The 26,990-nt window shown below is 63.9% G+C and carries 17 protein-coding genes; 10 read left to right on the top strand and 7 right to left on the bottom strand.

Features of this window, described 5'->3' with window-relative positions:
* The first annotated feature begins 54 nt into the window (after positions 1-54).
* Complete coding sequence (locus CTATCC11996_RS13005) at positions 55-2,538, top strand: UvrD-helicase domain-containing protein (protein ID WP_003076759.1); 2,484 nt, start codon at positions 55-57, stop codon at positions 2,536-2,538.
* An 81-nt stretch (positions 2,539-2,619) separates the two neighbouring features.
* Here the strand turns inward: CTATCC11996_RS13005 and CTATCC11996_RS13000 are convergent, their stop codons facing one another.
* From CTATCC11996_RS13000 to CTATCC11996_RS12985, 4 genes are all read right to left on the bottom strand, one after another.
* Positions 2,620-4,611: a PhoX family protein gene (locus tag CTATCC11996_RS13000; protein ID WP_003076757.1), complete on the bottom strand. Its 1,992-nt coding sequence runs from the start codon at positions 4,609-4,611 to the stop codon at positions 2,620-2,622.
* Positions 4,612-4,850: 239 nt separating this feature from the next.
* Positions 4,851-5,681: a BPSS1780 family membrane protein gene (locus tag CTATCC11996_RS12995; protein WP_003067798.1), complete on the bottom strand. Its 831-nt coding sequence runs from the start codon at positions 5,679-5,681 to the stop codon at positions 4,851-4,853.
* A 111-nt stretch (positions 5,682-5,792) separates the two neighbouring features.
* Positions 5,793-6,749 (bottom strand): homoserine kinase, encoded by a 957-nt coding sequence (locus CTATCC11996_RS12990; RefSeq protein WP_003076755.1) that lies wholly within the window; start codon positions 6,747-6,749, stop codon positions 5,793-5,795.
* A gap of 112 nt (positions 6,750-6,861) precedes the next feature.
* Positions 6,862-7,224 carry a hypothetical protein gene (locus CTATCC11996_RS12985; RefSeq protein WP_003076753.1) on the bottom strand — a complete coding sequence of 121 codons (363 nt, stop codon included), beginning with the start codon at positions 7,222-7,224 and terminating at the stop codon, positions 6,862-6,864.
* Between the two features lie 100 nt (positions 7,225-7,324).
* Between CTATCC11996_RS12985 and polA the strand changes: the two genes are divergently transcribed.
* The 5 genes from polA (at position 7,325) to CTATCC11996_RS12960 (ending at position 13,485) form a co-directional block, all read left to right on the top strand.
* Positions 7,325-10,138, top strand: a complete 2,814-nt coding sequence (gene polA / locus CTATCC11996_RS12980; protein WP_003076751.1) for a DNA polymerase I — start codon at positions 7,325-7,327, stop codon at positions 10,136-10,138.
* Positions 10,139-10,367: 229 nt separating this feature from the next.
* The gene (locus CTATCC11996_RS12975) at positions 10,368-11,030 is read left to right on the top strand and encodes an AzlC family ABC transporter permease (protein ID WP_034349018.1); all 663 of its coding nucleotides are present in this window, start codon (positions 10,368-10,370) and stop codon (positions 11,028-11,030) included.
* Complete coding sequence (locus tag CTATCC11996_RS12970; protein WP_003076747.1) at positions 11,027-11,338, top strand: AzlD domain-containing protein; 312 nt, start codon at positions 11,027-11,029, stop codon at positions 11,336-11,338. Before CTATCC11996_RS12975 ends, CTATCC11996_RS12970 begins: the two co-directional genes overlap by 4 nt.
* Positions 11,339-11,430: 92 nt before the next feature.
* On the top strand, positions 11,431-12,336 hold the full coding sequence (locus tag CTATCC11996_RS12965; RefSeq protein WP_003076744.1) for a dienelactone hydrolase family protein: 906 nt from the start codon (positions 11,431-11,433) through the stop codon (positions 12,334-12,336).
* A 201-nt stretch (positions 12,337-12,537) separates the two neighbouring features.
* The gene (locus tag CTATCC11996_RS12960) at positions 12,538-13,485 is read left to right on the top strand and encodes a ZIP family metal transporter (protein WP_003076742.1); all 948 of its coding nucleotides are present in this window, start codon (positions 12,538-12,540) and stop codon (positions 13,483-13,485) included.
* 99 nt (positions 13,486-13,584) lie between these two features.
* On the opposite strand, the gene CTATCC11996_RS12955 is transcribed toward CTATCC11996_RS12960, so the two are convergent.
* The 3 genes from CTATCC11996_RS12955 to CTATCC11996_RS12945 form a co-directional block, all read right to left on the bottom strand.
* Positions 13,585-14,358 (bottom strand): LytR/AlgR family response regulator transcription factor, encoded by a 774-nt coding sequence (locus tag CTATCC11996_RS12955; protein ID WP_003076740.1) that lies wholly within the window; start codon positions 14,356-14,358, stop codon positions 13,585-13,587.
* Positions 14,339-15,409, bottom strand: a complete 1,071-nt coding sequence (locus CTATCC11996_RS12950) for a sensor histidine kinase (protein WP_034349127.1) — start codon at positions 15,407-15,409, stop codon at positions 14,339-14,341. Before CTATCC11996_RS12950 ends, CTATCC11996_RS12955 begins: the two co-directional genes overlap by 20 nt.
* 190 nt (positions 15,410-15,599) lie before the next feature.
* On the bottom strand, positions 15,600-16,565 hold the full coding sequence (locus CTATCC11996_RS12945; RefSeq protein WP_003076736.1) for a DMT family transporter: 966 nt from the start codon (positions 16,563-16,565) through the stop codon (positions 15,600-15,602).
* Between the two features lie 339 nt (positions 16,566-16,904).
* On the opposite strand from CTATCC11996_RS12945, the gene argH reads away from it, so the two are divergent.
* The 4 genes from argH to CTATCC11996_RS12925 all read left to right on the top strand — a co-directional run bounded on the left by argH (position 16,905) and on the right by CTATCC11996_RS12925 (position 26,947).
* Entirely contained in the window at positions 16,905-18,353 is a 1,449-nt protein-coding gene (gene argH / locus CTATCC11996_RS12940) for an argininosuccinate lyase (RefSeq protein WP_003076734.1), read from the top strand.
* A gap of 99 nt (positions 18,354-18,452) precedes the next feature.
* Positions 18,453-19,433 carry a Bug family tripartite tricarboxylate transporter substrate binding protein gene (locus tag CTATCC11996_RS12935; protein ID WP_003076732.1) on the top strand — a complete coding sequence of 327 codons (981 nt, stop codon included), beginning with the start codon at positions 18,453-18,455 and terminating at the stop codon, positions 19,431-19,433.
* Between the two features lie 154 nt (positions 19,434-19,587).
* Positions 19,588-25,599: an alpha-2-macroglobulin family protein gene (locus CTATCC11996_RS12930; protein ID WP_003076730.1), complete on the top strand. Its 6,012-nt coding sequence runs from the start codon at positions 19,588-19,590 to the stop codon at positions 25,597-25,599.
* A 226-nt stretch (positions 25,600-25,825) separates the two neighbouring features.
* Positions 25,826-26,947: an ABC transporter ATP-binding protein gene (locus CTATCC11996_RS12925; RefSeq protein ID WP_003076728.1), complete on the top strand. Its 1,122-nt coding sequence runs from the start codon at positions 25,826-25,828 to the stop codon at positions 26,945-26,947.
* The last annotated feature ends 43 nt before the right edge of the window (positions 26,948-26,990 follow it).

Here is a 26,990-nt window from a genome sequence, read left to right as displayed (position 1 = left end):
GCGAAAGCAGCAGCAAATCGCAGGGAGTCGCCAGCATTTCTACAATGGGGGGCTATGTTCCCGATCGACCTGCTTGACTCCGCGCCAGACGGTGCAAATTCCGGCGCCAACCTCGCCTCTCACTCGCCCCTGCTGACCGGCCTCAACGATGAGCAGCTGGCCGCGGTGACCCTGCCTGCGGGCCATGCGCTGATTCTGGCGGGTGCCGGCTCGGGCAAGACGCGCGTGCTGACCACGCGCATCGCCTGGCTGCTGCAGACCGGGCAGGCCACGCCTGGCTCCATCATGGCTGTGACCTTCACCAACAAGGCCGCCAAGGAGATGCTCACGCGCCTGTCGGCCATGCTGCCCTACAACGTGCGCGGCATGTGGATAGGCACGTTCCACGGCCTGTGCAACCGTCTGCTGCGCGCCCATTACCAGGTGGCCAAGCTGCCGCAGGCGTTTCAGATTCTGGATACGCAAGACCAGCTCTCGGCCATCAAGCGTCTGTGCAAGCAGTTCAATGTGGATGACGAGCGCTTTCCGCCCAAGCAGCTGATGTACTTCATTGCGGGCTGCAAGGAAGAGGGCATGCGCCCTGGCGATGTGGTGGCGACCGACCCCGACACTCGCAAGAAAGTGGAGCTGTACCAGCTCTACGAGGAGCAATGCCAGCGCGAAGGCGTGGTCGATTTTGGCGAGCTGATGCTGCGCAGCTACGAGCTGCTGCGTGACGATGCCCATCTGCGCCACCACTACCAGCGCCGCTTTCAGCACATCCTGGTGGACGAGTTCCAGGACACCAACAAGCTGCAGTACCAGTGGCTCAAGCAACTGGCGGGCGACGATGTGGGCGGGCGCTACGAGTCGGCCGCCAGCGTGATTGCCGTGGGTGACGACGACCAGAGCATCTATGCCTTTCGCGGAGCGCGCGTGGGCAATATGGCCGACTTCATCCGCGAGTTCGAGGTCAAAAACCAGATCAAGCTGGAGCAGAACTACCGCTCCTTCAGCAACATCCTCGACTGTGCCAATGCGCTGATCAGCCACAACAGCAACCGCCTGGGCAAGAACCTGCGCACCAGCCAGGGCCCGGGCGAGCCGGTGCGCATCTACGAAGCGCCCAGCGATCTGGCCGAGGCTGCATGGATGGTCGACGAGATCAAGCAACTGGTCAGAAACGACGGCTTCACGCGCCAGGAAATTGCCGTGCTCTACCGCAGCAATGCGCAAAGCCGGGTGATCGAATCGGCGCTGTTCAATTCCAAAATTCCCTATCGCGTCTACGGCGGCCTGCGCTTTTTCGAGCGTGCCGAAATCAAGCACGCCCTGGCCTATCTGCGCCTGCTGGAGAATCCGCACGACGACACCAGTTTCCTGCGCGTGGTGAATTTCCCCGCGCGCGGCATCGGCGCGCGCACGATCGAAGTCCTGCAGGACACGGCGCGCAGCAGCGGCACTTCGCTGAGCGACGCCGTCACCGCCGTGGGCGGCGCAGCAGGCACCAAGCTGCAGGGCTTTGTGGCCCAGATCGATGTGCTGCGCGAGCAGACGCAAGGGCGCACGCTGCGTGAAATCATCGAGACCGTGGAAGAGCAAAGCGGGCTGATCGAGCATTACCGCAACGAGAAGGAAGGCGCGGACCGCATCGAGAACTTGCAGGAACTGGTCACGGCTGCCGAGAGCTTTGTGACCCAGGAAGGCTTTGGCCGCGATGCCGTGGCCATGCCGCTGGACGAGCAGCAGAATGCACCACAGCTGAGCCAGTCACCTGTCAGCCAGGGGCTGGATCCGAATCAGCCGCTGCTGGACGAGGCGCTCAAGGCGCCGGCCGGTACGGCAGCCTCCATGGTCAATGCCGACACCGGCGAGACGCTGTCGCCGCTGCAGGCCTTTCTCGTGCATGCGGCGCTGGAAGCAGGCGACAACCAGGCACAGGCCGGCCAGGACGCGGTGCAACTGATGACCGTGCATGCCTCCAAGGGTCTGGAGTTTGATGCCGTGTTCATTGGCGGCGTCGAGGAAGGCCTGTTCCCGCACGAGAACGCCATGATGGATCGTGGCGGTCTGGAGGAGGAGCGACGCCTGGCCTACGTGGCCATCACGCGTGCGCGCAAGCGTCTGTATCTGAGCCATTCGCAGACGCGCATGCTGCACGGCCAGACGCGCTACAACGTCAAGAGCCGCTTCTTTGACGAGCTGCCCGAAGAGGCGCTCAAGTGGATCACGCCCAGGCAAAGCGGCTTTGGCAGTTTTGCGCCTTCTTCAGGCTCTGGTGGTGCCTGGGGATCAAGGGCTGGAGGTCAATACGGTTCGGGCTCGGGCTGGGGCGGCAAGCAGACCGAGGTCTTTGCCAGCCCGCCCGTGCCACAGCAAAAGGCCGAGCCTGCGCATGGCATCAAGGCCGGTATCGCGGTGTTTCACAACAAGTTCGGCGAGGGCAAGGTGCTGGCGGTGGAGGGCACGGGTGACGATGCGCGCGCCCAGGTCAGCTTCGGTCGCCATGGCACCAAGTGGCTGGCGCTGGCGATTGCCAAGCTGACGATTGTGGATTGAGTTTCCCCAAGTCCCTGGCACAGAAAAAAGCCGCGGCCTTTTGCAAGGCGCGGCTTTTTTGTTGAGGCCCGGGTGCGGCGCTTACTTGGCGCTGAGCTTCATCTGAGCAGGCGAAGCGGTGAGGTAGCCTACAGCTGCACCGAATTTGCCCTTGTAGTTGGCGTTGATCAGCGGATCCAGCTGGGTCTTGACGTTGGCGTGGATGCCACCCCAGTCACCGGCGTGCTGGAAGTTGCTCATGATGTAGGTCCAGCCGTTGATTTCGTCCACGGCATGCAGGCCCGTGGATTCGCCGCCGGCAGGCACGGACAGCACGCGCGACAGCTGCTTGGTGTCCACGTTGTAGGCCCACATGAAGTTGTTGACGTGCTGGCTGCTGTCCTCGCCGATGAACAGCGTGCGCATCTTTTCCGAGAACTTGAGGTTGTCGGGGTTGGCAATCTTGTTGGGGTTGGCAGTGTTGCCCAGGGCGTCGCCCTTGAGGGTCTTGCCGTCGCTGTCCAGCAGATCTTCGCCAGCCAGCAGTGGGGCTGTGTCCACGGGCATCCATTCGCTGCTGATGGCTGCGCCGTCGGTGTCCTTCTGGCCACCCTTGAGGTTCAGCGCCATCACCACGCCTGCCACCAGTTGCTTGGGAACGGAGACGCCGTTGCCAGCCACGTTGGCGGCATTGCCCGCCACCATGGAGGACTGCACGTTCTGCAGTGCAGAGTAGGCAATCTTGTCCTTGGCGTTGACGGTCGTGCCTTCCATCTTGGTGAAGCCCAGGCTGGCGCCCTTGAAGGCGGCATAGCGATGGGTTTCGAGGAAGGCCGCGGCCTTGTCCATGCCGGCGTTGATCTTGATCCACTCGGTCTTGCCGTTGACCACGATCTTGGTGTAGCTGGCGTCGCTGGGGTCGGTCTTAACCACGGTCATGATGTCCGTGGGCTTGAGCGTGTTGGCCAGGTTCTCGATCTCGGCGCTGGTGGCAGAACCCAGCTTGATCCAGGTCAGGGGGGCAGCGCTCTTGGCGGCGGGGTCGATGGAGAAGCCCGCGCCGACCTTGGCGGCGTACAGCGTGCCCGAGGACAGGTCTTTTTCCTTGTCGGCGACAAAGACGAAGTAGCCGCTGTTGGTGGCGTCGTCACCCATCAGCGCGGTGCGCTGGTCGGGCATGACCTGCACCAGTTCGTGCGAGATGCGGCCCATGCAGAAGTGCTTCTTGATGGTGGCCGTGCCGTCGACGTTCACGATCACTTCGGGCATGTGGCCGTAGTGGTAGGGGTTGGCCTTGGCCGGGTCGCCGTACAGATTCTGGCTGAAGGCCTGCAGCTGGGCGTTGGACGAAGCGAAGGCGTCGGGCTCGTACTCCTCGGACGACAGATGGGTGCCCCAGGGCGACAGGCTGGCACCGCAGGTGATCCACAGTCCATGAACCTTGGAGGTGTCCACATTGTGGTATTTCGCCAGGCTCAGCTTGCCGGTGCTCTGGTCCTGATCCAGCGTCAGCACGGCGATGGGCGAGGGCAGCTTGCCGTACATGTCGGTCTTGCCGTCCTGGGCCCAGGTGGTGTATTCGAACTGCACCACGGCGAAGACGGGCTTGCCCTTGATGCCGTCGACCTTGGCATCGGGAACGGTCAGCAGCGATGTGCCGTCGGGCGAATCGGAGAAGAAGTGGCGCTCTTTGCCTGCGACCGTCTTGTCGATGATCTTGTTGTTGTAGATGTCGTAGTAACCACCGGCCAGCAGCTGGCCGCCCTTGCCGTCGGAGACCATGTCGCCGGTCACGAAGAAGGGCTGGTAGCCCAGGTCGTAGACCTGCTCGCTCTTGTCGTCAAAAGCGACCTTGAGCTGCGAGGCCGCATACATGGTTGCCATCTTGTCAGGAGTGCTCAGCGTAGGCGCGGCCATGCTGGTGAAGGTGGCGGAAACATAGTTCTTTGTGACAGGAGGCGTTGTGTTGTTATCGTCACCACCACCACATGCGGCCAGCAGGCTGGATGCGGACACGACCGAACCCAGTGGGAGCAGAGGAGCGCCAGAAAAGAGTTGCAGGGCCTTACGACGGCTGAGCAGATTTTGTGCCATGAGAGTTTCGCAGTGTGGGGTGAAGCGCAGACTTGGGGCCGCGCTGAATTGGATGAATGCCAGGACATGAGATGCATGTCTTGGTCAGTCCTGCGAATCCTAGGAAACGAATATGACAGTGCCGTGGCGGCTTGATGACGCCGGGATGAATGATCTGCTGGCGCGGGCCTGTGCTCGGCCCATAAAAAAAGCCCCGATCTGAGGCCGGGGCTGGTGCTGGTGCTGGATAGTGCTCGAGCTTACGAATCCGATGATGGCGGCGCTGTGCCTGACGAGGAGTCGATCAGGGTCTGATCGTCATCGGGCGGGCTGAAGCTGTCACGGAAGGTAAACACAATCGAGGTAAAAAAGATGGCGGCCAGCATCAGTGCCGTTGCCACCATCAGGCCACCGGCAATGCTGCCGATGAGCATGGCCAGGATGCCGGTCACGATGGCCAGGGCCATGCCGGAGACGATGAACACGCCTATCCAGCAGACACCGAACACCAGATAGGCACCGATATTGCGAATGCAGCCGACAAAGCTGAAGAACAGCGATTTGACGGGGCTGATTCCATGCCAGTGGATGAGCGCCGGAGCATGCCAGAAGGCCAGCGACAGCGGCAGGTAGAGAAACATGCTCAGCCACATGGCGGACTGGAACTCAGGCTCTTCGGCCAGTTCGCGGGTCATGGGAGTCTGGCCCAGGTAGACGCTGGCAAAAGTGCCGCCGTCCACAAGGCTGGAGGCACCGATGATGAGCAAAAAGCCTGCGGCATAGAGGCCGCCCAGCATCAGCATGGAGTGCAGATGCTGGCTGCCGGAGCGAAAAGCCACCAGCAGCAGCGCCGGTGTGGGCTTGCGGCCGTGGGCGGCTTCGGATGCCGCGACCATCATGGTCAGCGAGATGCAGGGCAGCAGTGCCAGAGCAATGACGGGGCCGATCAGCGGCAGGGCCGAGATCAGAGACATGCTGGCCATGCCCAGAAAGAACAGGGCGGCCAGGGCCAGGGGCTGGCTTTTGAAGGTGCGCAGACCCTGCAGCACCCATTGCAGACCGGTGCCGGGTGGAACGATTTGAAGTTTCATGGAAGAGGCTGAAATACTTTTGCGAGAGCGTGCAAAAGTCGCTTCTTGCACTGTACCCGAGACGGCTGGGCGGGGCCATCAAAAGCCCCGGAGCAATCAGCTGCTTGGTACTCAGTCCAGCGTCAGCGGATGCGCGATGCGCTGGTTCAGCACACGCTCGAAGTGGGTGGGGTCGTGGGGCTGCAGCAGTGCGGCTTCACGCGGCAGATGGAAGTCCCAGAGGCGGGAGATCCAGAAGCGCAGGGCGCCGGCACGCAGCTGGGCGTTGAGCAACTCGCGCTCAGGCCCGGTCAGCGGACGCACGGCCTGGTAGGCCGCAAGCATGGCTTTGGCGCGCTCGGCATCATGGGCACCTGTTGCGTGATCGATACACCAATCGTTGAGGCAGACTGCAAGATCGAACAGCCAGGTGTCCACGCCAGCGAAATAGAAGTCGAAAAAGCCGGTCAGCCGGTCGCCCTCGAACATCACGTTGTCGCGGAACAGGTCGGCATGGATGGGGCCGCGCGGCAGGGCTGCATAGCTGGCCGAGGCTGCGATATGGTTCTGGTAGGCCAGCTCGGCGCGCAGCATGGCGGCGGTTTCCTCGCCCAGATGGGGCAGGACCACGGGCACGGTTTCATTCCACCAGGGCAGGCCGCGCAGATTGGGCTGCTGGCGGTCGTAGTCCTGACCGGCCAGATGCATGCGCGCCAGCATCTCGCCCACGGCAGCGCAGTGCACGGCAGTCGGGGCCAGCTGGCTTTTGCCGGCCAGGCGATTGACGATGGATGCGGGCTTGCCGCAGACCTTGAGCAGGATGTCGCCGCTGCGTGTCTCGCCCTGCGGGTCCGGCACGGGAATCCCGGCCTGTGCCAGATGCTTCATCAGGTAGAGGTAGAAAGGCAGCTGCTCGGCACTCAGGCGCTCGAACAGTGTCAGTACCCACTCACCCTGGTCGGTCGTCAGAAAGTAGTTGGTGTTTTCAATGCCGCCTTGAATGCCGCGCAATTCCTTGAACGAGCCTAGGGACATGCGGCGCAGCAGCTCGCGCGCATCTTTATCGGAAACTTCGGTGAAAACAGCCATGGTGAATACGCCGGTCTGAGGCGACCGACCGAACTAGCGGGGAGAAGGTGTCTATATGCAACAGGGCAGTGAAGCACTGCCCTGTCATGAATGGGGGAAAGCGCGCCGCGCTTCAGAATTTGATGAAATTCCAGACGCGGGTGCCCGTGGTGTCGCCGCTGTTGTTGTCGCGGTTGCGGGCTGCGCGGGCACCGTCGTTGGACTGCACCTCGTACTCGGGCATGGAGCCGACCTTGGGTTGCACGGTGATGCTCTGGGTCTGGCCGCCGACGCGGGTTTCATCCACACGGCTGCCGGCGTCTTCCACACGGATATGTTCGATCCGCTGGTTGTGCTTGCCGGTCGCCGCCGCGTTGTCCTGCTGACCCTGGGGCGCAGGAGCGACCACGGCATTGGCCGGAGCAGGGGTGGGGGACTGGGCCAGAACGGATCCGGCAGCCAGGCTCAGGATGATGAAAAGTGGTGCAGCGCGCATGATGCATAGATTGTAGGGCGACTTCGAATTGTCCCACCAGGCGCAGCCTGTCTTTGGGCTGCAGACCGCAGGAGCCGGGCACGCGTGCACAATCCGGGGTATGAGCAATTCCAAGACCCTGGTGCTGGTGGACGGCTCCAGCTACCTCTACCGCGCCTACCATGCCATGCCCGACCTGCGGGCGATTCCAGGCGACCCGGCCAGCCCGGCCACGGGTGCCATCCGCGGCATGGTGAACATGATGCAGGCGCTGAGGAAGGATGTGCAGGCCGATTACGCCGTCTGCGTGTTCGATGCCTCGGGCCCGACCTTCCGCGACGAGATGTACTCCGAGTACAAGGCCACACGCTCGCCCATGCCCGATGATTTGCGCAGCCAGATCGAGCCCATCCACGAGGTGGTTCAGCTGCTGGGCTGGAAAGTGGTGGCCGTGCCCGGCGTGGAAGCCGACGATGTGATTGCGACCTTGGCGCAGACCGCGGCGGCCCAGGGCATCAACGTGATCGTCTCCAGCGGCGACAAGGACTTGAGCCAGCTGGTGGACGAGCATGTGACCATCATCGACACCATGAATGGCAAAAAGCGCGACGTGGCTGGCGTGACGGCCGAGTTCGGCGTGCCGCCGGCGTTGATGATCGACTACCAGGCGCTGGTGGGAGACACCGTGGACAACGTGCCAGGCGTGACCAAGGTCGGCCCCAAGACTGCCGCCAAGTGGCTGGAGGAGCATGGTTCGCTGGACAATCTGATCGCCCGCGCTGCAGATATCAAGGGCGTTGCTGGTCAGAACCTGCGCGATGCGATTGCCAGCGGTCAGCTGGCGCTGAGCCGTCAGCTGGTGACCATGAAGACCGATTGCGATCTGTCCGCCTACATCGGCGGCCTGCCGCAGCTCGATGCCATCACGCTGGCCGAGCCCGATAGCGCAGCGCTTGCTCCCTTCTACGAGAAATACGGCTTCAAGGGTCTGGTGCGCACGCTGGGCGCTGCAGCGCCCGAAGCCAAGGCGGCCAAGCCAGGCAAGGCTGCCAAGGCAGACAGTGCCCAGGGCGGCCTGTTCGATGCCGATGACGCAGCGACTACCGAAGTCGCCGTTGCGGCCCAGCAGCGCGATGTGGTCTACACCACGATCCTGAGCGAGGCGCAGCTCGATGAATGGCTGGCCAAGATCGAGGCCGCCGAGCTGACGGCGCTGGATACCGAGACTGATTCGCTGGACGAGATGGTGGCGCGCATCGTCGGCATCTCCTTCAGCGTGGCCGTGGGCGAGGCCGCCTATATTCCGCTGCGCCACGAGGGCATGGACGTGCCCGAGCAACTGGACATGGACAGGGTGCTGGCCAGGCTCAAGCCCTGGCTGGAAGACGTCGGCAAGAAGAAGCTGGGCCAGCATGTCAAATATGACCAGCATGTGTTTGCCAACCACGGCATCACCGTGCGCGGCTATGCGCACGACACCATGCTGCAGTCCTATGTGCTCGAAGCCGACCGCCCGCACAATCTGACCAGCCTGGCGCTGCGCCATGTGAGCCGCAGCGGCATCAGCTACGAAGACCTGTGCGGCAAGGGCAAGAGCCAGATTCCGTTTGCCCAGGTGCCTGTGGACAAGGCCGCTGCATACAGCTGCGAGGATTCCGACCAGACGCTGGACGTGCACAACACCTTGTGGCCGCGCATCCAGGCCCATGCCGGGCTGCTGCATATCTACGAGCTGGAAATGCAGACCAGCGAAGCGCTGTTTCGCATCGAGCGCAATGGCGTGAGCATCGATGCGGGCGAGCTGGCGCGCCAGAGCAACGATCTGGGCGCGCGCATCCTCAAGCTCGAGCAAGAGGCTTACGAGATTGCGGGCCAGCCCTTCAATCTGTCCTCGCCCAAACAGCTGGGCGAGATCTTCTTCGACAAGCTGGGCATGCCCGTCGTGAAGAAGACCGCCACCGGCGCGCGCAGCACGGACGAGGAAGTGCTGGAAAAGCTGGCCGAGGACTATCCGCTGCCCGCCAAGCTGCTCGAGCACCGCTCGCTGTCCAAGCTCAAGGGCACCTACACCGACAAGCTGGCCCAGATGGCCTTGCCCAGCGACGGTCGCGTGCACACCCACTACGCCCAGGCCGTGGCGGTGACGGGGCGCCTGTCCAGCAACGACCCCAATCTGCAGAACATTCCCGTGCGCACGCCCGAAGGCCGCCGCGTGCGCGAAGCCTTTGTGGCACCCGAGGGCAAGCTGATTGCCAGCGCCGACTATTCGCAGATCGAGCTGCGCATCATGGCCCATCTGTCGGGGGACGAGGCGCTGCTGAGCGCCTTCAAGAACGGCCTGGACGTGCACCGTGCCACGGCGGCCGAAGTCTTCGGCGTGAGTGTGGACGAGGTCAGCAGCGAGCAGCGCCGCTATGCCAAGGTGATCAACTTCGGCCTGATCTACGGCATGAGCAGCTTCGGCCTGGCCAAGAACCTGGGCATTGAAACCAAGGCAGCGGCTGCCTATATCGACAAATACTTCCAGCGCTATCCCGGCGTGAAACGCTATATGGACCAGACCGTGGAGCTGGCCCACGCCCAGGGCTATGTGGAGACCGTCTTCGGTCGCCGCCTGGTGCTGCCCGAGATCAATGGCGGCAACGGCCCGCGCAAGAAAGCGGCCGAGCGCGCCGCCATCAATGCCCCCATGCAGGGCACGGCGGCCGATCTGATCAAGAAGGCCATGGTGGCCGTGCAGGCCAGGCTGGACGCCGAAAAGCCCGAGGTGCTGGTCATCATGCAGGTGCATGACGAACTGGTGTTCGAGCTGCCCGAGTCCGCCAGGGACTGGGTGCAGGCCGAGATCCCGGCCATCATGGCCGGCGTGGCCGATCTGTCCGTGCCGCTGCTGGCCGAGATCGGCTTTGGCAGCAACTGGGAAAAAGCGCATTGAGCTTTTCACCAAAAGGCGCATTGAGCTTTTCACCAAAAGGCGCGCTGATACGCTGTCGTACCAGGGGCCTTTGTCTCGTCATGGCGGCTCCTTAAAAAAGAGAGCTGCTTGCGCTTACTGAAAAAGCACTTCAGGTTGTTTTTGATCTGAAGTGCTTTGCTTGCAAGCGCTGCCAGCTCCTGAATTGTTCTAGCTTGATCCAGGAAATATCTTGTTCAAAGGCTTTGCAATGACGCCTGCCGTGCGCATGGGGCTGTCGATTTCTGTGGCAACGGGGTTGTACGGCATCTCCTTCGGCGCGCTGTCCGTGGCGGCCGGCCTCAATCTCTGGCAGACCATGGCGCTGAGCGCGCTTATGTTCACCGGCGGTTCGCAGTTCGCCTTCATCGGCGTGGTTGCGGGCGGCGGCAGCGGCATGGCGGCCGTGAGCGCGGCCTCGCTGCTGGGCGTGCGCAATGCCATCTACGGCATGCAGATGAGCCGCCTGCTGGGCGTCAAAGGGCTGCAGCGCTGGTTGGCCGCGCACTGGACCATCGACGAATCTGCGGCCACGGCATCGGGGCAGGAAGATCTGGCCGAGCAGCGGCGCGGCTTCTGGGTCGCCGGGGCGGGCGTGTTTGCGCTCTGGAATCTGTTCACCTTGCTGGGCGCGCTGATGGGCAATGCGCTGGGCGACACGCGCCGCTTCGGTCTTGACGGGGCTGCCGTGGCGGCCTTTCTCGGCCTGCTCTGGCCGCGTCTGAATGCGCGCGAGCCGGTGGCGCTGGCGCTGGGCTGCGGCCTGGTCACGGCCCTGGCCATACCCTGGGTGCCTGCAGGTGTGCCGATTCTGCTGGCCGCAGCCCTGGGCGCCTTCTGGGGCTGGGTGCGCCCTTCGGAGGCCGAGCAATGACACTGTCCCTGTGGCAATGGATCTTGCTGGCCTGTGCGCTGGCCTTTGTGACCAAGCTGCTCGGCTACAGCCTGCCCGAGCGCTGGATGCGCAGCCCGCGCATGGCCCAGATCGCGGCCTGTCTGACGGTGGCGCTGCTGGCTTCACTGACGGTGATGAACACCCTGGCCAGCGGCACGCGCATCAGCCTGGATGCGCGCCTGGGCGCCTTGCTGGTGGCGGCGCTGGCCCTGTGGCTGCGGGCACCATTCCTGCTGGTGGTGATTCTGGGGGCCGTGGCTGCGGCGCTGCTGCGCTGGCTGGCCTGAGGTGCCTGCAACGCACTGGCCTTAGACTGCATGGCTAGCCAGGCTTGAGATCGTCAACACGTTCTGAAATTCCATCAACCCAAGGAGGATCCATGAAGTACGAAGACATCGCTCAGGATATGCAGGGACTGCTCGGCGCTCGCGCCGATGCCCAGCCCAGCCGCCGCACGGCCTTGCGCGCAGCCCTGGGGGCAGGTCTGGGTGTGGGCTATGCCTGCGCCGCCGGCCCGGTCATGGCGCAGACGGCCATCAAGACCCCGGTCGACGGCCTGACGGCGGGTGAGGTCAGCATCGATGTCAAAGGCTTCAAGCTTCCGGCCTACCGGGCCATGCCTGCGGGCAGGCAGAATCTGCCCGTGGTGCTGGTGATCTCCGAAATCTTCGGCGTGCACGAATACATTGCCGACACCTGCCGCCGCCTGGCTCGTGCCGGCTATCTGGCGATAGCGCCCGACCTGTTCGTGCGCCAGGGCGATCCCATGGCCTATGCCGAGATGGCCAAGCTCATGAGCGAGGTGATCGCCAAGGTGCCCGATGCCCAGGCCATGGGCGATCTGGACGCTGCCGTGCAGTGGGCAGGCACCCAGGGCGGCGACGTCAAGAAGCTCGCCATCACCGGCTTTTGCTGGGGCGGGCGCATCACCTGGCTGTATGCCGCACATGCCCCGCTCAAGGCCGGCGTGGCCTGGTACGGGCGCCTGCAGGGCAACAAGAACGATCTGCAGCCGAGCTATCCGCTGGACCTGGTGGGGCAGCTCAAGGCGCCGGTGCTGGGCCTGTACGGCGGCAAGGACACGGGCATTCCGCTGGAGTCGGTCGAAGCCATGAAGGCCGCGCTCAAGACCGGCTCTGCGGCGGCCAGGGCCTCGGAGTTCGTGATCTTCCCTGAGGCGCCCCATGCCTTCCATGCCGACTACCGCCCCAGCTACCGCGAGCATGCCGCGCAGGACGGCTGGACGCGCATGCTGACCTGGTTCAACCAGCATGGCGTGGCCTGATGCCTCATGCGCTGAAATTTTCGGCTCGGGGGGGCTTGACAGCTTTGCTAAGGTGAAAGAAGTCCCGGCGTGCCATGCATGTCATGCGCATCCGGGGCTGACGGTATGGGGATAGTCGCAAGCGGGCCGCGTTGGGCGGCGCATTCTGCGAAAATCCTCAAGATTCGCCTGTAAAAGGTTGCGGTTAAGCCATATAAAGCTATGACATTGGTAGCAATTATTCTGGCCACCCTGGCTGCTGGTATCGGCAGTGTCTGGGTGGCCGCGTTGTTGATGAGTCTGGGAGGGGGACGCACGCCAGGGCTGATGCCCCAGCGTCTGCTGAGCCTGGCTGCGGGAGCCTTGCTCGCCACGGCCTTCATGCATTTGCTGCCCGAAGCGTTCGAGAGCCACGGCAAATCCCATGATCTGTTCGTGGTGCTGCTGATCGGGCTGGTGTTTTTCTTTCTGCTGTCCAAGGCCGAGCTCTGGCACCACGGCCATGAGCATTCGCATGGAGATGCCCACCAGCATGTTCCTGTGCACCACGGTCATGGCCACGATCATCAGCATGGTCACGCCCACCATGATCATGGCGATCACGCGCATGGTCACAGCCATGGCAAGGGCGGCTGGGCCATCCTGACCGGCGACAGCGTGCATTGCTTTGGCGATGGCGTGCTGATTGCATCGGCTTTCGTGGCCGACATCCGTCTGGGCTTGATTGCTGCCCTGTCGGTGCTGGCGCACGAGGTGCCTCACCACATGGGCGATATCGTGGTGCTGCGCCAGTCCAGCAGCAATCGCCGCGTGGCGCTGATCAAGGTGTCCATGGCAGGAGCCGTGACCACGCTGGGCGGGGTGGCCGGCTATTTCCTGATCGGACAGTTGCACGAGCTGCTGCCATATTTCCTGGTCATTGCGTCGAGCAGCTTTATCTATGTGGCCCTGGCCGACCTGATTCCCCAGCTGCAAAAGCGCCTGAGCGCCAAGGAAACCGCAGCCCAGGTCTTCTGGCTGCTGCTGGGCATTGTCGTCGTGACGGTGATGAGCGGCGCGGCGCACAACCATGGACATGAGCATGATCACGACCATGGCGCCGAGGTCGGGCATGCGCACGAGCCCGCGCCCGCTGCCAGCCATGAAGCGGCGCACAAGCATGAGCATTGATTGCGACTGCAGTCGATAAAAAACCGGCTTTCAGCCGGTTTTTTCATTCAGGAAATATCTCACGACTTACGCAAAGCGGGTTCCGGCCGGACGACTGACTCAGGAGGCAGGCCGTTGCAGCACTCTTGTTTGCGTAAGTCCTGTATCTTTGAGCTCGGTCTTGACCGCTGCCAACTGGCGGCGCGAGACCGGCAGCAGCTCGGGCACGCCCTGCAGGCGCAGGCCCCAGCCTTCGCCTTCCTGCGGGTCGTCATATTTCTCGAGGCCGCGCAAGGCCGAACGCAGCACCAGGGCGTTGCGGTGTATGCGCAGCAGATGTTCGCCATGGCGGGTTTCGAGATCGGCCAGCGCTCCGTCGAGGACGTAGTTGCGCTGCACGGTGCGCACGGTGATGTATTTCTGCTCGGCCTTGAGAAAGCGCACCTCGGACAGTGGCAGCCGCAGCGTGCCGCCGCGCTCCTGGATCAGCAGCACGGGGCTGCTGTCGACGACGCTGCGCGTGCTCAGTGCGCGTTCGGCCTTTTGCAGCGATTGCTGCAGGCGCTCCAGGCGCACGGGCTTGGTCAGATAGTCCACGGCGTCGAGCTCGAAAGCCTGTACCGCATGGCTGGCATGCGCCGTCACGAACACGATGGCGGGCGGGTTGGTCAGTTCCGCCAGTTCCGCTGCCAGCTGCAGCCCGTTGCGGCCCGGCATGTGGATGTCCAGCAGCACCAGCTGGACTGGTGTGGGCCGTGCGGCCTGCAGTATCTGCAGGGCTTGTTCGCCATCGGCGGCTTCCTGGATATGGTGCGGGCCATGTGCGCAGTCGCCGAGCAAAGTGCGCAGTCTGGCGCGGGCCAGAGCTTCGTCATCAACGATCAGAATGTGCATGGCGGGATTGTCCCGGTTTTGACTCGCTCTGCTGCAAAGGCACGCTCAGGCGCACCACATACAGCCCGTCGCGCACCTTGGCGCTGAAGCTGCCTTGCAGATCGTGCAGCAGCGACAGCCTGGCCTTGACATTGTCCAGCGCCATGCCATGGCCGGTGCTTTGATGCTCGGCGCTGGCGGGCGGCAAGGTGTTGATGATCTGGATCTGCGCCGCGTTGCCGCGTCTTTCGGTGCGGACCTGCAGCTTGCCGCCGCGCGCATTGGGCTCCACTCCGTGGCGTATGGCGTTCTCCACCAGCGGCTGCAGCAGCAGCGGCGGCAGCAGCGCGTCATGCACGCTTTCATCGAGCTGCCACTGCATTTGCAGACGCTCGCCAAAGCGTACCTGCTCTATGGACAGATAGCGCTGGGCCAGCTCTATCTCCTGCGCCAGTGTGGTGGTCAGATGGGGTTCTGCCAGCGCATAGCGAAACAGATCGCTGAGGTCCTCGAGCAAGGCCTCGGCCTTGGCAGGCTCGGCGCGCACCAGCGCAATCGCGCTGTTGAGGGTGTTGAACAGAAAGTGTGGTCTGATGCGTGACTGCAGCTCGGTGAGGCGGGCCTGGGTCTGCGCCGGCGTGTTGCCGCGTGCGCGCAGTACCAGCGCTGTCACCAGCAGGGCGGCCAGCAGGCCTCCCGTGACGGCACTGGCCAGCCAGGGGGCTTTGGGCACGCCTATGAAGAACAGCATGCCGCAGGCGTAAAGCCCCGCGAGGGCGCCCAGCAGCACGCCGGCCAGATACTGGCCGCGCGTGCCCAGGCGCTGCAATTGATGCTTGAGGCTGCAGGCTGCGATCAGCCAAACCAGGGTGCCGGGCAGGCAGGCCCCGGTGAGCAGGGCCGCGCTGGAAAACCACTCCCAGAGCGAGTCCGCGCCATAGAGGGCGGCCGTGCTCACCACCACCTGTACGAACAGCACGGCGCGCAGCACCACGCCGGCATTGCAGGCGTCGAACACCAGGACCTTGCGGGCCGGGTTGGGGGTGGCAGCGATGAGCGGTGAAATGGGCACGGGCGGTCTGGTCTGGTGCAGGGCGGTGATTTGGATGCAAGAGCTGGGCGGGCCAGCATGCGCAAAGAGCATGTCCATCGACATGCCCGATCCGAATTTGCGCAGGTGCTGTGATTATTGGCCCGCAGCTGCGCTGCAACTGCAATTCCTGCGGCATCTGTCGGCTGGATGCATCAGCGTTTGTGCTGACTCAAACCGAGGCCGCAGCCCGGCCTGCGGCCTGAAAGCGTCTGAGCGACCAGACCACGCCCGCGAGAATCAGCAGCATGGGTGCCAGCTCGGCGAGCTGGGGCAGGCGCTGTTCATAGAGGAAGTGGTAGGCCAGGGCGAACAGGGTCTCGAACACCAGCAACTGGCCCACGAAAGTGATGGGCAGGCGCTGGCTGGCGGCATTCCACATCCAGTTTCCCAGCCAGGACGAGAGGATGGCCACGGCCAGATTCAACAGCCAGAACAGCTGCCAGCGCTGGGCTGGAATGTCGGGGCTGCCGACGGCGCTGGCCTCCGGCGATACCAGCCAGAGCAGCGCCCAGAGCAAGGCGCTGATCAGTCCGACGACCAGACCCCAGAGCGTGGACCATTCCGTGCCGTTAAAGCGGCTTTGCGCCAGATAGCGGGTGTTGTCCAGTGCGTAGCGGCTCCAGCAGAGCATGGCCAGCAGGGCCATCAGCACGCCCAGCAGATAGCGCCCCTGGCTGCCTGCGGGCCCCGTGGTCAGTGCATGGGCGTTGACGAGCACGATGCCGGCCAGAATCAGCGCCATGGGCGCCAGCATTCGGCGCAGCGGAAGCGCACCATGGGTGTTGCGGCCCAGCAGCGGTACGGTGACGGGAACCAGGCCCACGATCAGCGAGGTCACGGCCATTCCTATCCATTGCACGGCGGTGGCGACCAGGGCAAAGTACACCACATTGCCCGTCAGGGCCAGCCAGACCAGATGCCGGATATCGGCCGCTTGCAGCCTGGGCAGCAGCCTGGTGGCCCGAGGCAGAAAAACGCATAGGGCCACCACGCCATAGAGCACGAAGCGGCCGAAGGTGATCTGCAGCGGCGAGAACTCCGGCAGCATGGCAGGCACGAGAAAAATCGCGCCCCAGAGCGCACAGGCGGCCAGGGCAAAACCGAGGCCGGAAATCAGGGTAGAGCGGGAATTCATGCCAGGCGGCACGTCAGCCGCTTGGGCCGCGGCCTGTGAGGAAGGTGAGCGAAGACGCCGAGATTGTCCGCGCAAGCCAGAAACCGGGTGGTTGCAACCGGATTTATCTGATTCGCATGGAAAGCCTTGCAAGCCTTTTCCATAAAGCATAGAAAGCTATTGATTAATGAGCGGATGGTGCGTGAATGCTGCTTTGTCGCAGTGGCCGGCAATGGCTCTGGGGCGCTCTGGCGCCGGCGCCGGGTCAGGCCGATAAAATCCCTGTTTCTGCTTTGCACAGCCGTCACGCCAAACTTCTGCATCGGGCGGCCTGTGGTTTTACGGGATTGTTGCCCTCACATGTCTACATCTGCTCCTTCGCACAACCAGCTCGATTCCAAGGCCGAAGCCTGGTCTGCCCTGTTCTCCGAACCCATGAGCGACCTGGTCAAGCGCTACACCTCCAGCGTGTTCTTTGACAAGCGCATGTGGCAGGCCGACATCCAGGGCTCTTTGGCACACGCCGAAATGCTGTCGGCCCAGAAGATCATTGCAGCTGAAGATTTCGCCTCCATCCAGAAGGGCATGGCGCAGATCACGGCCGAGATCGAGGCCGGCACTTTCGAGTGGAAGCTGGATCTGGAAGACGTGCACCTGAACATCGAAGCGCGCCTGACCCAGCTGGTCGGCGATGCCGGCAAGCGTCTGCACACCGGCCGCAGCCGCAACGACCAGGTGGCCACCGACGTGCGCCTGTGGCTGCGCAGCGAGATCGACCTGATCGAAGGCCTGCTCAAGGAGCTGCAGCGCTCGCTGGTCGACGTGGCAGCCAAGAACGTGGACGTGATCCTGCCGGGCTTCACCCATCTGCAGGTGGCCCAGCCCGTGAGCTTCGGCCACCATATGCTGGCCTATGTGGAAATGTTCAAGCGCGATGCCGAGCGCATGCTGGACGTGCGCAAGCGCGTCAACGTGCTGCCCCTGGGCTCTGCCGCCCTGGCCGGCACCACCTACCCGCTGGACCGCGAGCGCGTGGCCAAGACCCTGGGCATGGAAGGCGTGAGCCAGAACTCGCTGGACGGCGTGTCCGACCGTGACTTCGCCATCGAGTTCACCGCTGCTGCCTCGCTGTGCATGGTGCACGTGAGCCGTCTGTCGGAAGAGCTGATCATCTGGATGAGCCAGAACTTCGGCTTCATCAAGATCGCCGACCGCTTCACCACCGGCTCGTCCATCATGCCCCAGAAGAAGAACCCCGACGTGCCCGAGCTGGCACGCGGCAAGACCGGCCGCGTGGTCGGTCACCTGATGGGCCTGATCACGCTGATGAAGGGCCAGCCCCTGGCCTACAACAAGGACAACCAGGAAGACAAGGAGCCGCTGTTCGACACGGTGGACACCCTGAAGGACACGCTGCGCATCTTCGCCGAGATGATCGGCGGCCAGCTCAACCCCGCCAGCGGCATCAAGGAAGGCGGCATCACCGTGAATGCCGAGAACATGCGCGCTGCTGCCCTGAAGGGTTATGCCACGGCCACCGACCTGGCCGACTATCTGGTCAAGAAGGGTCTGCCCTTCCGTGACGCCCACGAAACCGTGGCTCACGCCGTGAAGCTGGCCACCATGAAGGGCGTGGACCTGACCGATCTGCCACTGGCCGAGCTGCAGGCCTTCAATCCCAATATCGAGGCCGATGTGTTCGAGGCCTTGAGCCTGGAAGGCTCGCTCAACGCCCGCAACACGCTGGGCGGTACGGCTCCGGCGCAGGTGCGTGCGCAACTGGCCAAGCACCACGCTCGTCTGGCCTGATGGACTCAAGCACTGTGGCGTAACGTTCACGCCTTGAAAGCGCCCTTTGCCGGGCGCTTTTGTTTTGGTTAGTCTGGAAAAAGCATAAGGAGAAAACACATGACGCAAACTCGTCGTCAATGGCTGAAGGCCGGAGTGGGAGCGGCTGCCGCGTCTGCCCTGGGCTCGGTGGCCTGGGCCTCGTCGGGCCAGCCCATCCGCATTCTGGTGGGCTTTCCACCCGGCGGTGGCTCGGATGCGATTGCGCGCCTGCTGGCTGACAAGCTCAAGGACGAGCTGGGCGGCGTGACGGTGCTGGTGGAGAATCGCCCCGGTGCCGGCGGCCAGATTGCAGCGCAACTGCTCAAGGCCTCGCCTGCCGATGGCCATACGCTGTTTCTCACGCATGACCACACCATCTCCATCCTGCCCAAGGTCGTGAAAAAGCCGGGCTTCGATCCGCAGCAGGACTTCATTCCCGTGGCGGGGGTCGCCACTTTCGTGAATGCGCTGGCCGTCTCCAGCAACACGCCGGTGAGGAATCTGGCCGAGTACGCGGCCTGGGCCAGGGGCAGTGCCAAGAACGGCACCATCGGCATTCCGGCTCCGGCATCGACGCCCGAATTTCTGGTCAAGATCCTGGCCGACCACTACAAGCTCGATCTGGTGGCCGCACCGTATCGCGGCAGCGCTCCCTTGCTGGCCGATATGCTGGGCAATCAGATTCCTGCCGGCATTGCCTCGGTGCCCGACTTCATGGAGAACCAGAAGGCCGGCAAGCTGCGCGTGATCGGCGTGCTGGGCGCCAAGCGCCAGGCCTCCATGCCCGAAGTGCCGACCTTGCTGGAGCAGGGCATCAAGGGCTTCGAGGACATGCCTTACTACGGCATTTTTGCGCCCAAGGGCGTGCCCCAGGCCTTTGTCGAGCGCTTTTCTGCAGCCGTTGGCAATGTGCTCAAGCAGCGTGACGTTTACGCGCAGCTGACGGCATTGGGACTTACAGTTGGATACATGAATCCCCGCCAGTTGGGGGAGCGCGAGGCCGCCTATTCCAGGGTTTGGGCCGGTATCATTCAGCGCAGCGGTTTCCAGCCGCAGTAGTTTCGCGCGTGCGGCACCTGCTCAAGGCCCTGCTTCACTTGTGAGGCGGGGCTTTTTGCCTTCTGCCGTCCTGCACTGCTGCGTCGCTGATTCCAGACTTCAGACTCAAACAGCCAGGGCCGGCGCCATGCCTGCCCGAAAAGAAAGTGACTGTATGACTGTGCCTTATGCAGAGGGAAGGAAGAGGGAGCAGATCGCGCCGCACTGGCGCAAGCTGCTGAATGCAGGTCTGTTGTGGGGCCTGGCGGCCACGGCGGCCCATGCCGTGGGGGTGCGCCAGTTCAGCCCGCAGGGAGATGTGAGCAAGGTGGGCCAGGTCGTGGTGCAGTTCGATGGGGCAGCCGTGCGCTTTGGCGACCCCAAGGCCGCCGCGCCGGTCAATCTGCAGTGCAGCGATGCCCAGGCCGCCAAGGGAACGGGACGCTGGAACAGCGAAAAGGAATGGGTATTCGATTTTGCCCAGAACCTGCCCGCTGGCGTGCGTTGCACGGCCCAGCTCAACCCCCAGTTCAAGAGCGTCACGGGTACAGCTGTGACGGGCGCAGCCAGCTATCAATTTCAGACCGGCGGTCCGCAGGTGGCCAGCATTGCGCCCGACACCTATGAAGAGGTGGACGAGCAGCAGTACTTTGCCCTGCGCCTGACGGGCGCGGCATCTGTCGACAGCCTCAAGCAGCGCGTCTGGTGTACCTCCGAAGGCGTGGGTGAGCGCATCCCCGTGCAACTAATCGAGGGCAAGGACCGCGAGGCCGTGCTCAAGCAGCGCCACTGGGACAAGGATGCCGCCAAGAACCCGCAGAACTTCGCGGTGCTGGCGTGTAACCGCCGCCTGACCTCGGGCAGCAAGATGACCCTGGTCTATGGCAAGGGCGTGGCCATGGCCAACGGCCTGGTCAGCAAGGACGAGCAGCGCTACGAGTACCAGGTGCGCCAGCCCTTCAGCGCCGACTTCAGCTGCGAGCGCGAGAACGCCAATGCCGCCTGCCTGCCGATCCGCCCCATGCGCCTGTCCTTCAGCGCGCCGGTGCCGCGCAAGCTGATCGAAGGCATACGCCTCAAGAGCGGTGCCTCGGCCGTGGCACCCATCATCGAGCAGAACGGCGAAAAGCTGGCCGAGGATTCGCTGGTGGACAGCGTGAGCTTCCCGGCCACCATGCAGCCGAACTCCAAGTATGTGGTGGAGCTGCCGCCGCAGTTCAAGGATGCCGCAGGTCGCACGCTGAGCAATGCCAATCTGTTCCCGTTGGCCACGGCCACGGGCAATATGCCGCCGCTGGTGAAGTTTGCTGCGGCGCCCTTCGGCATCGTCGAGCGTTTTGCCGAAGGCCCCAAGGGACCGGCGCTGCTGCCCGTGACGCTGCGCAATGTAGAGCCGCAGCTCCTGGGCAAGTCGCTGGACGCCAGCGTGGTGCGTACCAAGAAGGGCGGCTCGGATGCCGACATCATCGCCTGGCTCAAGAAGGTCGAGCGCTATGACAGCTACAGCGTGGAGCGCAAGCGCGCTGCACGCGATGTGAAGGTGCTGCCTCCGGTCATCAACGACGACAAGCACTGGGTGCAGACCCGCATGCTGTCGCTGCTGGACGGCCAGAGCCAGACCCAGACGCTGGAGCTGCCCAAGGCGGCCAAGAGCGATCCGCGCCCCTTCGAGGTCATCGGTATTCCGCTGAATCCGGGCTTCCAGGTGGTGGAGATCGCCTCGCCCATGCTGGGCCAGTCGCTGCTCGACGAAGGCTATGGCGCGGGCCGCACCATGTATGTGCGTACCTCGGTGCTGGTGACCAATCTGGCCGTGCACTTCAAGCTGGGTCGCGAAAACTCGGTGGCCTGGGTGACGACGCTGGACAAGGGCAAGGTGGTGCCGGGCGCCACGGTGCAGGTCTCGGACTGCAATGGTCAGGCGATTGCTTCGGCCGTCAGTGATGCCCAGGGTCTGGTGACCTTCAACGGCCTCAACCCCAATCCGCCTTCCTGCAGCAACGAAGACGGCTACTACCGCAGCAACTCCTATTTCGTGAGTGCTCGGGCCAAGACCGAGGCAGGCGAGGAGCTGGCTTTTGTCTGGAGCAACTGGAACAAGGGCATAGAGTCCTGGCGCTTCAATGTGCCGACCAGCTCCAGCAGCAAGCGCGACGAAGTGGCGCATACGGTGTTTGACCGCATGCTGTTCCGTGCCGGCGAAACCGTGTCCATGAAGCACTTTCTGCGTGCCCTGACGGGCCCCGGCAAGAACTCCACGGGCTTTGAGCAGACCCAGGACAAGCCTGACCGCCTGACCATCACCCATCTGGGCAGTGGCCAGCGCTTTACCCAGGCCCTGAGCTGGAATGCCAATGGCAGCGCGAGCAGCGAGTTCCCCATCTCCAAGGCTGCCAAGCTGGGTGAATATGCGGTGGAGCTGGGCTATACCAATGGCAGCGGCCGCCGCTCCAGCTTCAGCACGGGCATCTTCCGTGTCGAGGAGTTCCGCCTTCCGGTGATGGAGGGGCGTGTGGGCCCGGCCGGCAAGGAGCAACTCTACGCTGTCAGCAGCGTGCCTGCCGAAGTGCAGATCAACTATGTATCGGGCGGCGCTGCCGCCAATCTGCCGGTCAAGGTGTCGGCTCTGCTGCGCTCCAAATCACTGGACTTCGCGGGCTGGGATGGCTTCAGCTTCAACCCGCCGCGCAGCGCCCAGGATGTGGGCAGCAGCGACGACGAGGAAAGCACGGCGGCTGACGACACCAAGGTCGTGGCCGACAAGCTGCCCGTGACACTGGACAAGAATGGTCTGGGCAAGGTCGCCATCGACAAGCTGCCCAAGTCCGGCGAGCCGCGCGAGCTGCTGATGGAAGCGACCTATGCCGACCCGAACGGCGAGGTGCAGACCCTGCGCAGCACGCGCACCATCTGGCCGGCTGCCGTGGTGGCAGGCGTGCGCTCCGAGAACTGGATCTCGGTGGATCGCAAGCTGCGCTTTCAGGCGCTGACGCTGGATACGGCCGGCAAGGCCCAGGCCGGCGTGCCCGTCAAGGTCGAGGCCGTGGCGCGCATCACCACCTCCAGCCGCAAGCGGCTGGTGGGCGGCTTCTACAGCTACGACAACCAGACCACGCTCAAGAATCTGGGCACCGTGTGCTCGGGCACCAGCGACAGCCATGGCCTGGTGCAATGCGAGGCCCAGCTGTCCCAGCCCGGCGAGGTGGAACTGATCGTCAAGGCTGCCGACAAGGAAGGCCGCAGCAGCCAGGCTGCGACCTCGGTGTGGGTCACGGGCCAGGGCGAGCTCTGGTTCGGTGGCGAAGACCACGACCGCATGGACGTGCTGTCCGAGCGCAAGAGCTATGAGCCCGGCGAGACGGCGCGCTTTCAGGTGCGCATGCCCTTCCGCCGCGCCACGGCGCTGGTAGCCGTGGAGCGCGAAGGCGTCGTCAGCACCCAGGTGGTGGAGCTGGCGGGTGACAACCCCACAGTGGACGTCAAGATCGAGGATAACTGGGGCCCCAACGCCTATGTCAGCGTGCTGGCGCTGCGCGGCCGCCTGATGGAAGTGCCCTGGTACAGCTTCTTCACCTGGGGCTTCAAGTCGCCCATGGAGTGGTGGCGTACCTTCTGGAATGACGGCAAGGAATTCATCGCGCCGACTTCCATGGTGGACCTCTCCAAGCCTGCCTTCCGTTTCGGCATGTCCGAAATTCGCGTGGGCCTGAAGAGCAATACGCTGGACGTCAAGGTGTCCTCGGACAAGTCCAGCTACAAGGTGCGTGGCACGGCCAAGGTCACCATCAAGGCCACGCTGCCCGATGGCAAACCCGCTGCAGGTGCCCATGTGGCACTGGCGGCCGTGGATCAGGCCTTGCTGGAGCTGATGCCCAACAGCAGCTGGAATCTGCTCGATGCCATGCTGACACGCCGCGAATGGGGCGTGCAGACGGCAACGGCCCAGATGGAGGTGATCGGCCGGCGCCACTACGGCAAGAAGGCCGTGCCTGCGGGCGGTGGCGGTGGCCGCAGCCCCACGCGCGAGCTGCTAGACACCCTGCTGCTGTGGAAGCCCGATGTGGTGCTGGACGGCAACGGCATGGCGCTGATCGAGGTGCCGCTCAACGACGCCCTGACCACCTTCCAGGTGGTGGCCGTGGCCGATGCGGGCGTGAGCCTGTTCGGCACTGGCCAGGCGGCGATCCGTACCACGCAGGATCTGCAGATCATCAGCGGCCTGCCGCCGCTGGTGCGCGAGGACGATCAGTTCCGCGCTCAGATCACGCTGCGCAACACCTCGGCCAAGGCCATGAAGGTGGAGGTCACGCCGCGTGCCACCATGCTGGAGCTCAAGGCCCAGAACGTGGAGATTCCCGCAGGCGAGGCGCGTGAAGTGGCCTGGGATGTGAAGGCCCCGGCCCAGCTCTCCGGAACGCGTGCCGAGGCGCTGATCTGGGAGATTTCCGCGCGCGACACCGCTGGCGGTGCCGATGCGGCGCAGGATGCGCTCAAGATCAGTCAGCGCATCGTGCCCGCCGTGCCGCTGTCGGTGCAGCAGGCCACGCTGGTGCAGGTCAACGGCAGCTATAGCGTGCCCGTGAATCCGCCCGCAGATGCCTTGCCAGGACGTGGCGGAGTGCAGATGTCGCTGGTGCCCAAGCTGACCGAAGGTCTGCCCGGCGTGCGCGACTGGTGGGCCCGCTATCCCTACTCCTGCCTGGAGCAGACCACCAGCAAGGCCGTCGGCATGAACAACGCCGAGCTGTGGGGCAGCACCATGGCCCAGCTGCCCAACTATCTGGACGGTGACGGCCTGGCCAACTACTTCCCGCCCCAGGACGGATCGGTCAGCCGCGGCAGCGATACGCTGACCGCGCATCTGCTTAACCTGTCGGCCATGGCGCAGGGCGTTGACAAGCGCTTCGTGATCCCCGGCGCCGAACGCGCGCGCATGGAGGATGGCCTGATCGCGTTTGTGGAAGGCCGCATCCAGCGCAACTTCTGGAGTCCGCGCAAGGATCTGGAAATGCGCAAGCTGGCGGCGATTGCCGCGCTGGCACTGTCGGGCAAGGCCACGCCGCGCATGCTTGACAGCATCAATGCCACGCCCAACCAGTGGCCCACGCACACGGTCATCGACTGGGTGATGCTGCTGCAGCGCATGAGCGATGCGCCGCAGCGCGACGAGCGCCTGGCACAGGCCATGCAGATCCTGCGCGCCCGCCTGACCTACAACGGCACGCGTGCCGGCTTCTCGACCGATCAGGACGATAGCTGGTGGTGGCTGATGCAGGGCCCGGACGTGAATCTGGCACGCCTGATTCTGGCGACCATCAACGACCCCGCATGGGCCGAAGACATGCCGCGTCTGGTCAGCGGCTTTATCGCGCGTCAGCAGTCCGGTGCCTGGAACACGACCACGGCCAACCTCTGGGGAGCTCTGGCGCTGCGTCGCTTCTCGCAGAAGTTCGAGTCCGAGCCCGTGGCCGGCAGCACCGTGGCCAGCATGAACGGCAACGAAGCCAAGGTGAACTGGGCCGATGTCAGGCGTGCCACTTCTGAGGATGCGCAGGGCACGGCCCATTCCAACAGCGTCTTCGGCGAGCCCGTGCGCGCCGGCGGCCTGATGAACAACACCATGTTCATGCCCTGGGCCAAGGCTGGCAAGGGTCAGCTCAGCGTGACGCAGCAAGGCACGGGCAAGCCCTGGCTGACCGTGCAGTCCGTGGCGGCCGTGGCCCTCAAGGCGCCGTTCAGCGCCGGCTACACCATCAAGAAGACCGTCACGCCTGTGGAGCAGGCCGACAAGGGTCTGTTTGGTGGCGGCCAGTACACGCGCGGCGATGTGCTGCGCGTGACGCTGGAGGTGCAGGCCAAGACCGATATGACCTGGGTGGCGATCACCGACCCCATTCCCACGGGGGCGACCATTCTGGGTGGAGGCCTGGGCCGTGATTCGGAGATCGCGTCCAAGGGCGAGAAGCAGGAGGGGGCTGGCTGGCTGGCCTATGAGGAGCGCAGCTTCGAGTCCTACCGTGCCTACTATCAGTACCTGCCCGCAGGGACGACCAAGGTCGAATACACCGTGCGCCTGAACAATGCTGGTGAATTCGCCCTGCCGCCCACGCGTGCCGAAGCGCTGTATGCGCCCGAGATGTTTGGCGAGATTCCCAACGCCAAGCTCAAAGTGGTGATGCCCAAGTAAGCCCCGAGCGGTTTCTCGGCCCTACGCCAAGCCCCGGTCTGCGCCAGCAGCCGGGGCTTTTTCATGCATGGGCGCTATTAATAGAGAAGCTGCTTACGCCTTTGAACAGGCTGATTCAAAGGCATTTCAATCTGAAATCTATGAATAGATGGTGAAAGAAGCTCCTGTTTTTGATAGCGCCGAGGGTTGACACGCGGCTGTCATCCAGTCTTTCTAGACTGGCGCGATGTCTTTGATCGAGCTGGAGAACGTCGCCAAATCCTGGGGTGACGCCACGGCCCTGCATGCCGTGAATCTGCGCATTGAACCAGGCTCGTTTTGCGTCCTGCTCGGCCCTTCGGGCTGCGGCAAATCCACCACCTTGCGCATGATCGCCGGGCTGGACACGCCTAGCTCGGGGTCGGTGCGCATCGATGGCCGCGACGTCACCCATCTGCCGCCCGCGCAGCGCGGCATTGCCATGGTGTTTCAGAACTATGCGCTGTTCCCGCACCTGAGCGTGGCCGACAACATCCAGTTCGGTCTGCAGGTGCGCAAGCTTGCCAGGGCCGAGCGCGAGCAGCGTCTTGAGCAGACGGCCGAGCTGCTGGGGTTGACGGCGCTGCTGGAGCGCCGGCCCGGGCAACTCTCGGGCGGCCAGCAGCAACGCGTGGCACTGGGCCGTGCGCTGGTGGCGCAGGCCAGGGTCTGTCTGATGGACGAGCCGCTGTCCAATCTCGACGCTCAGCTGCGCCAGGAAATGCGCGCCGAGCTGCGCGAGCTGCAGCAGCGTCTGGGTCTCACGGTGGTCTATGTGACCCACGATCAGGCCGAGGCCATGAGCATGGCCGATCAGGTGGTGCTGCTCAACAAGGGTCTGGTGGAGCAGGCCGCCGGGCCGCGCGAGATCTATGCCCGGCCCGCAACCACGTTTGCCGCGCGCTTTATCGGCACGCCCGCCATGAACATCGTGGCCCTGCAAGGCAACCGGATTGCCGGCAGCGATGTGGTCGTGGCACCGGATCTGGTGACTGGCAGCGCCTACCCGCAGGCGCTGGGCGTGCGGCCCGAGGTGATTGCCGTGGCAGGTGATGCCGGCGGCGGCAACGAGGGGCTGGGCAATGGTATTCCGGCCACCGTACAGGGCTTTGAATATCTGGGTGCCGATCTGGTGCTGCGCTGTCAGGTGGGCAGTGAGTTGCTGACGGCGCGTGTGCCCGGCCATGCCCATGCCGATCTGCGGTCCGGACAAGGCGTGGTCCTGTACTGGCCGCAGCAAGCTGCGCATTGGTTCGATGCGCAGGGCGGGCGCATTCATGTTTGCGGGCAGGCGGTTGAATCCGCCCGCTCCTTGCTGGCCGCTGCCTGAGCCGCCGGCATTTTCCATTGTCTGCAAATCCCGAGGAGAGATT

The organism is Comamonas testosteroni ATCC 11996 (assembly GCF_000241525.1).
GTDB classification, from domain to species: domain Bacteria; phylum Pseudomonadota; class Gammaproteobacteria; order Burkholderiales; family Burkholderiaceae_C; genus Comamonas; species Comamonas testosteroni.
This window is presented reverse-complemented; position numbering and strand designations above follow the sequence as displayed.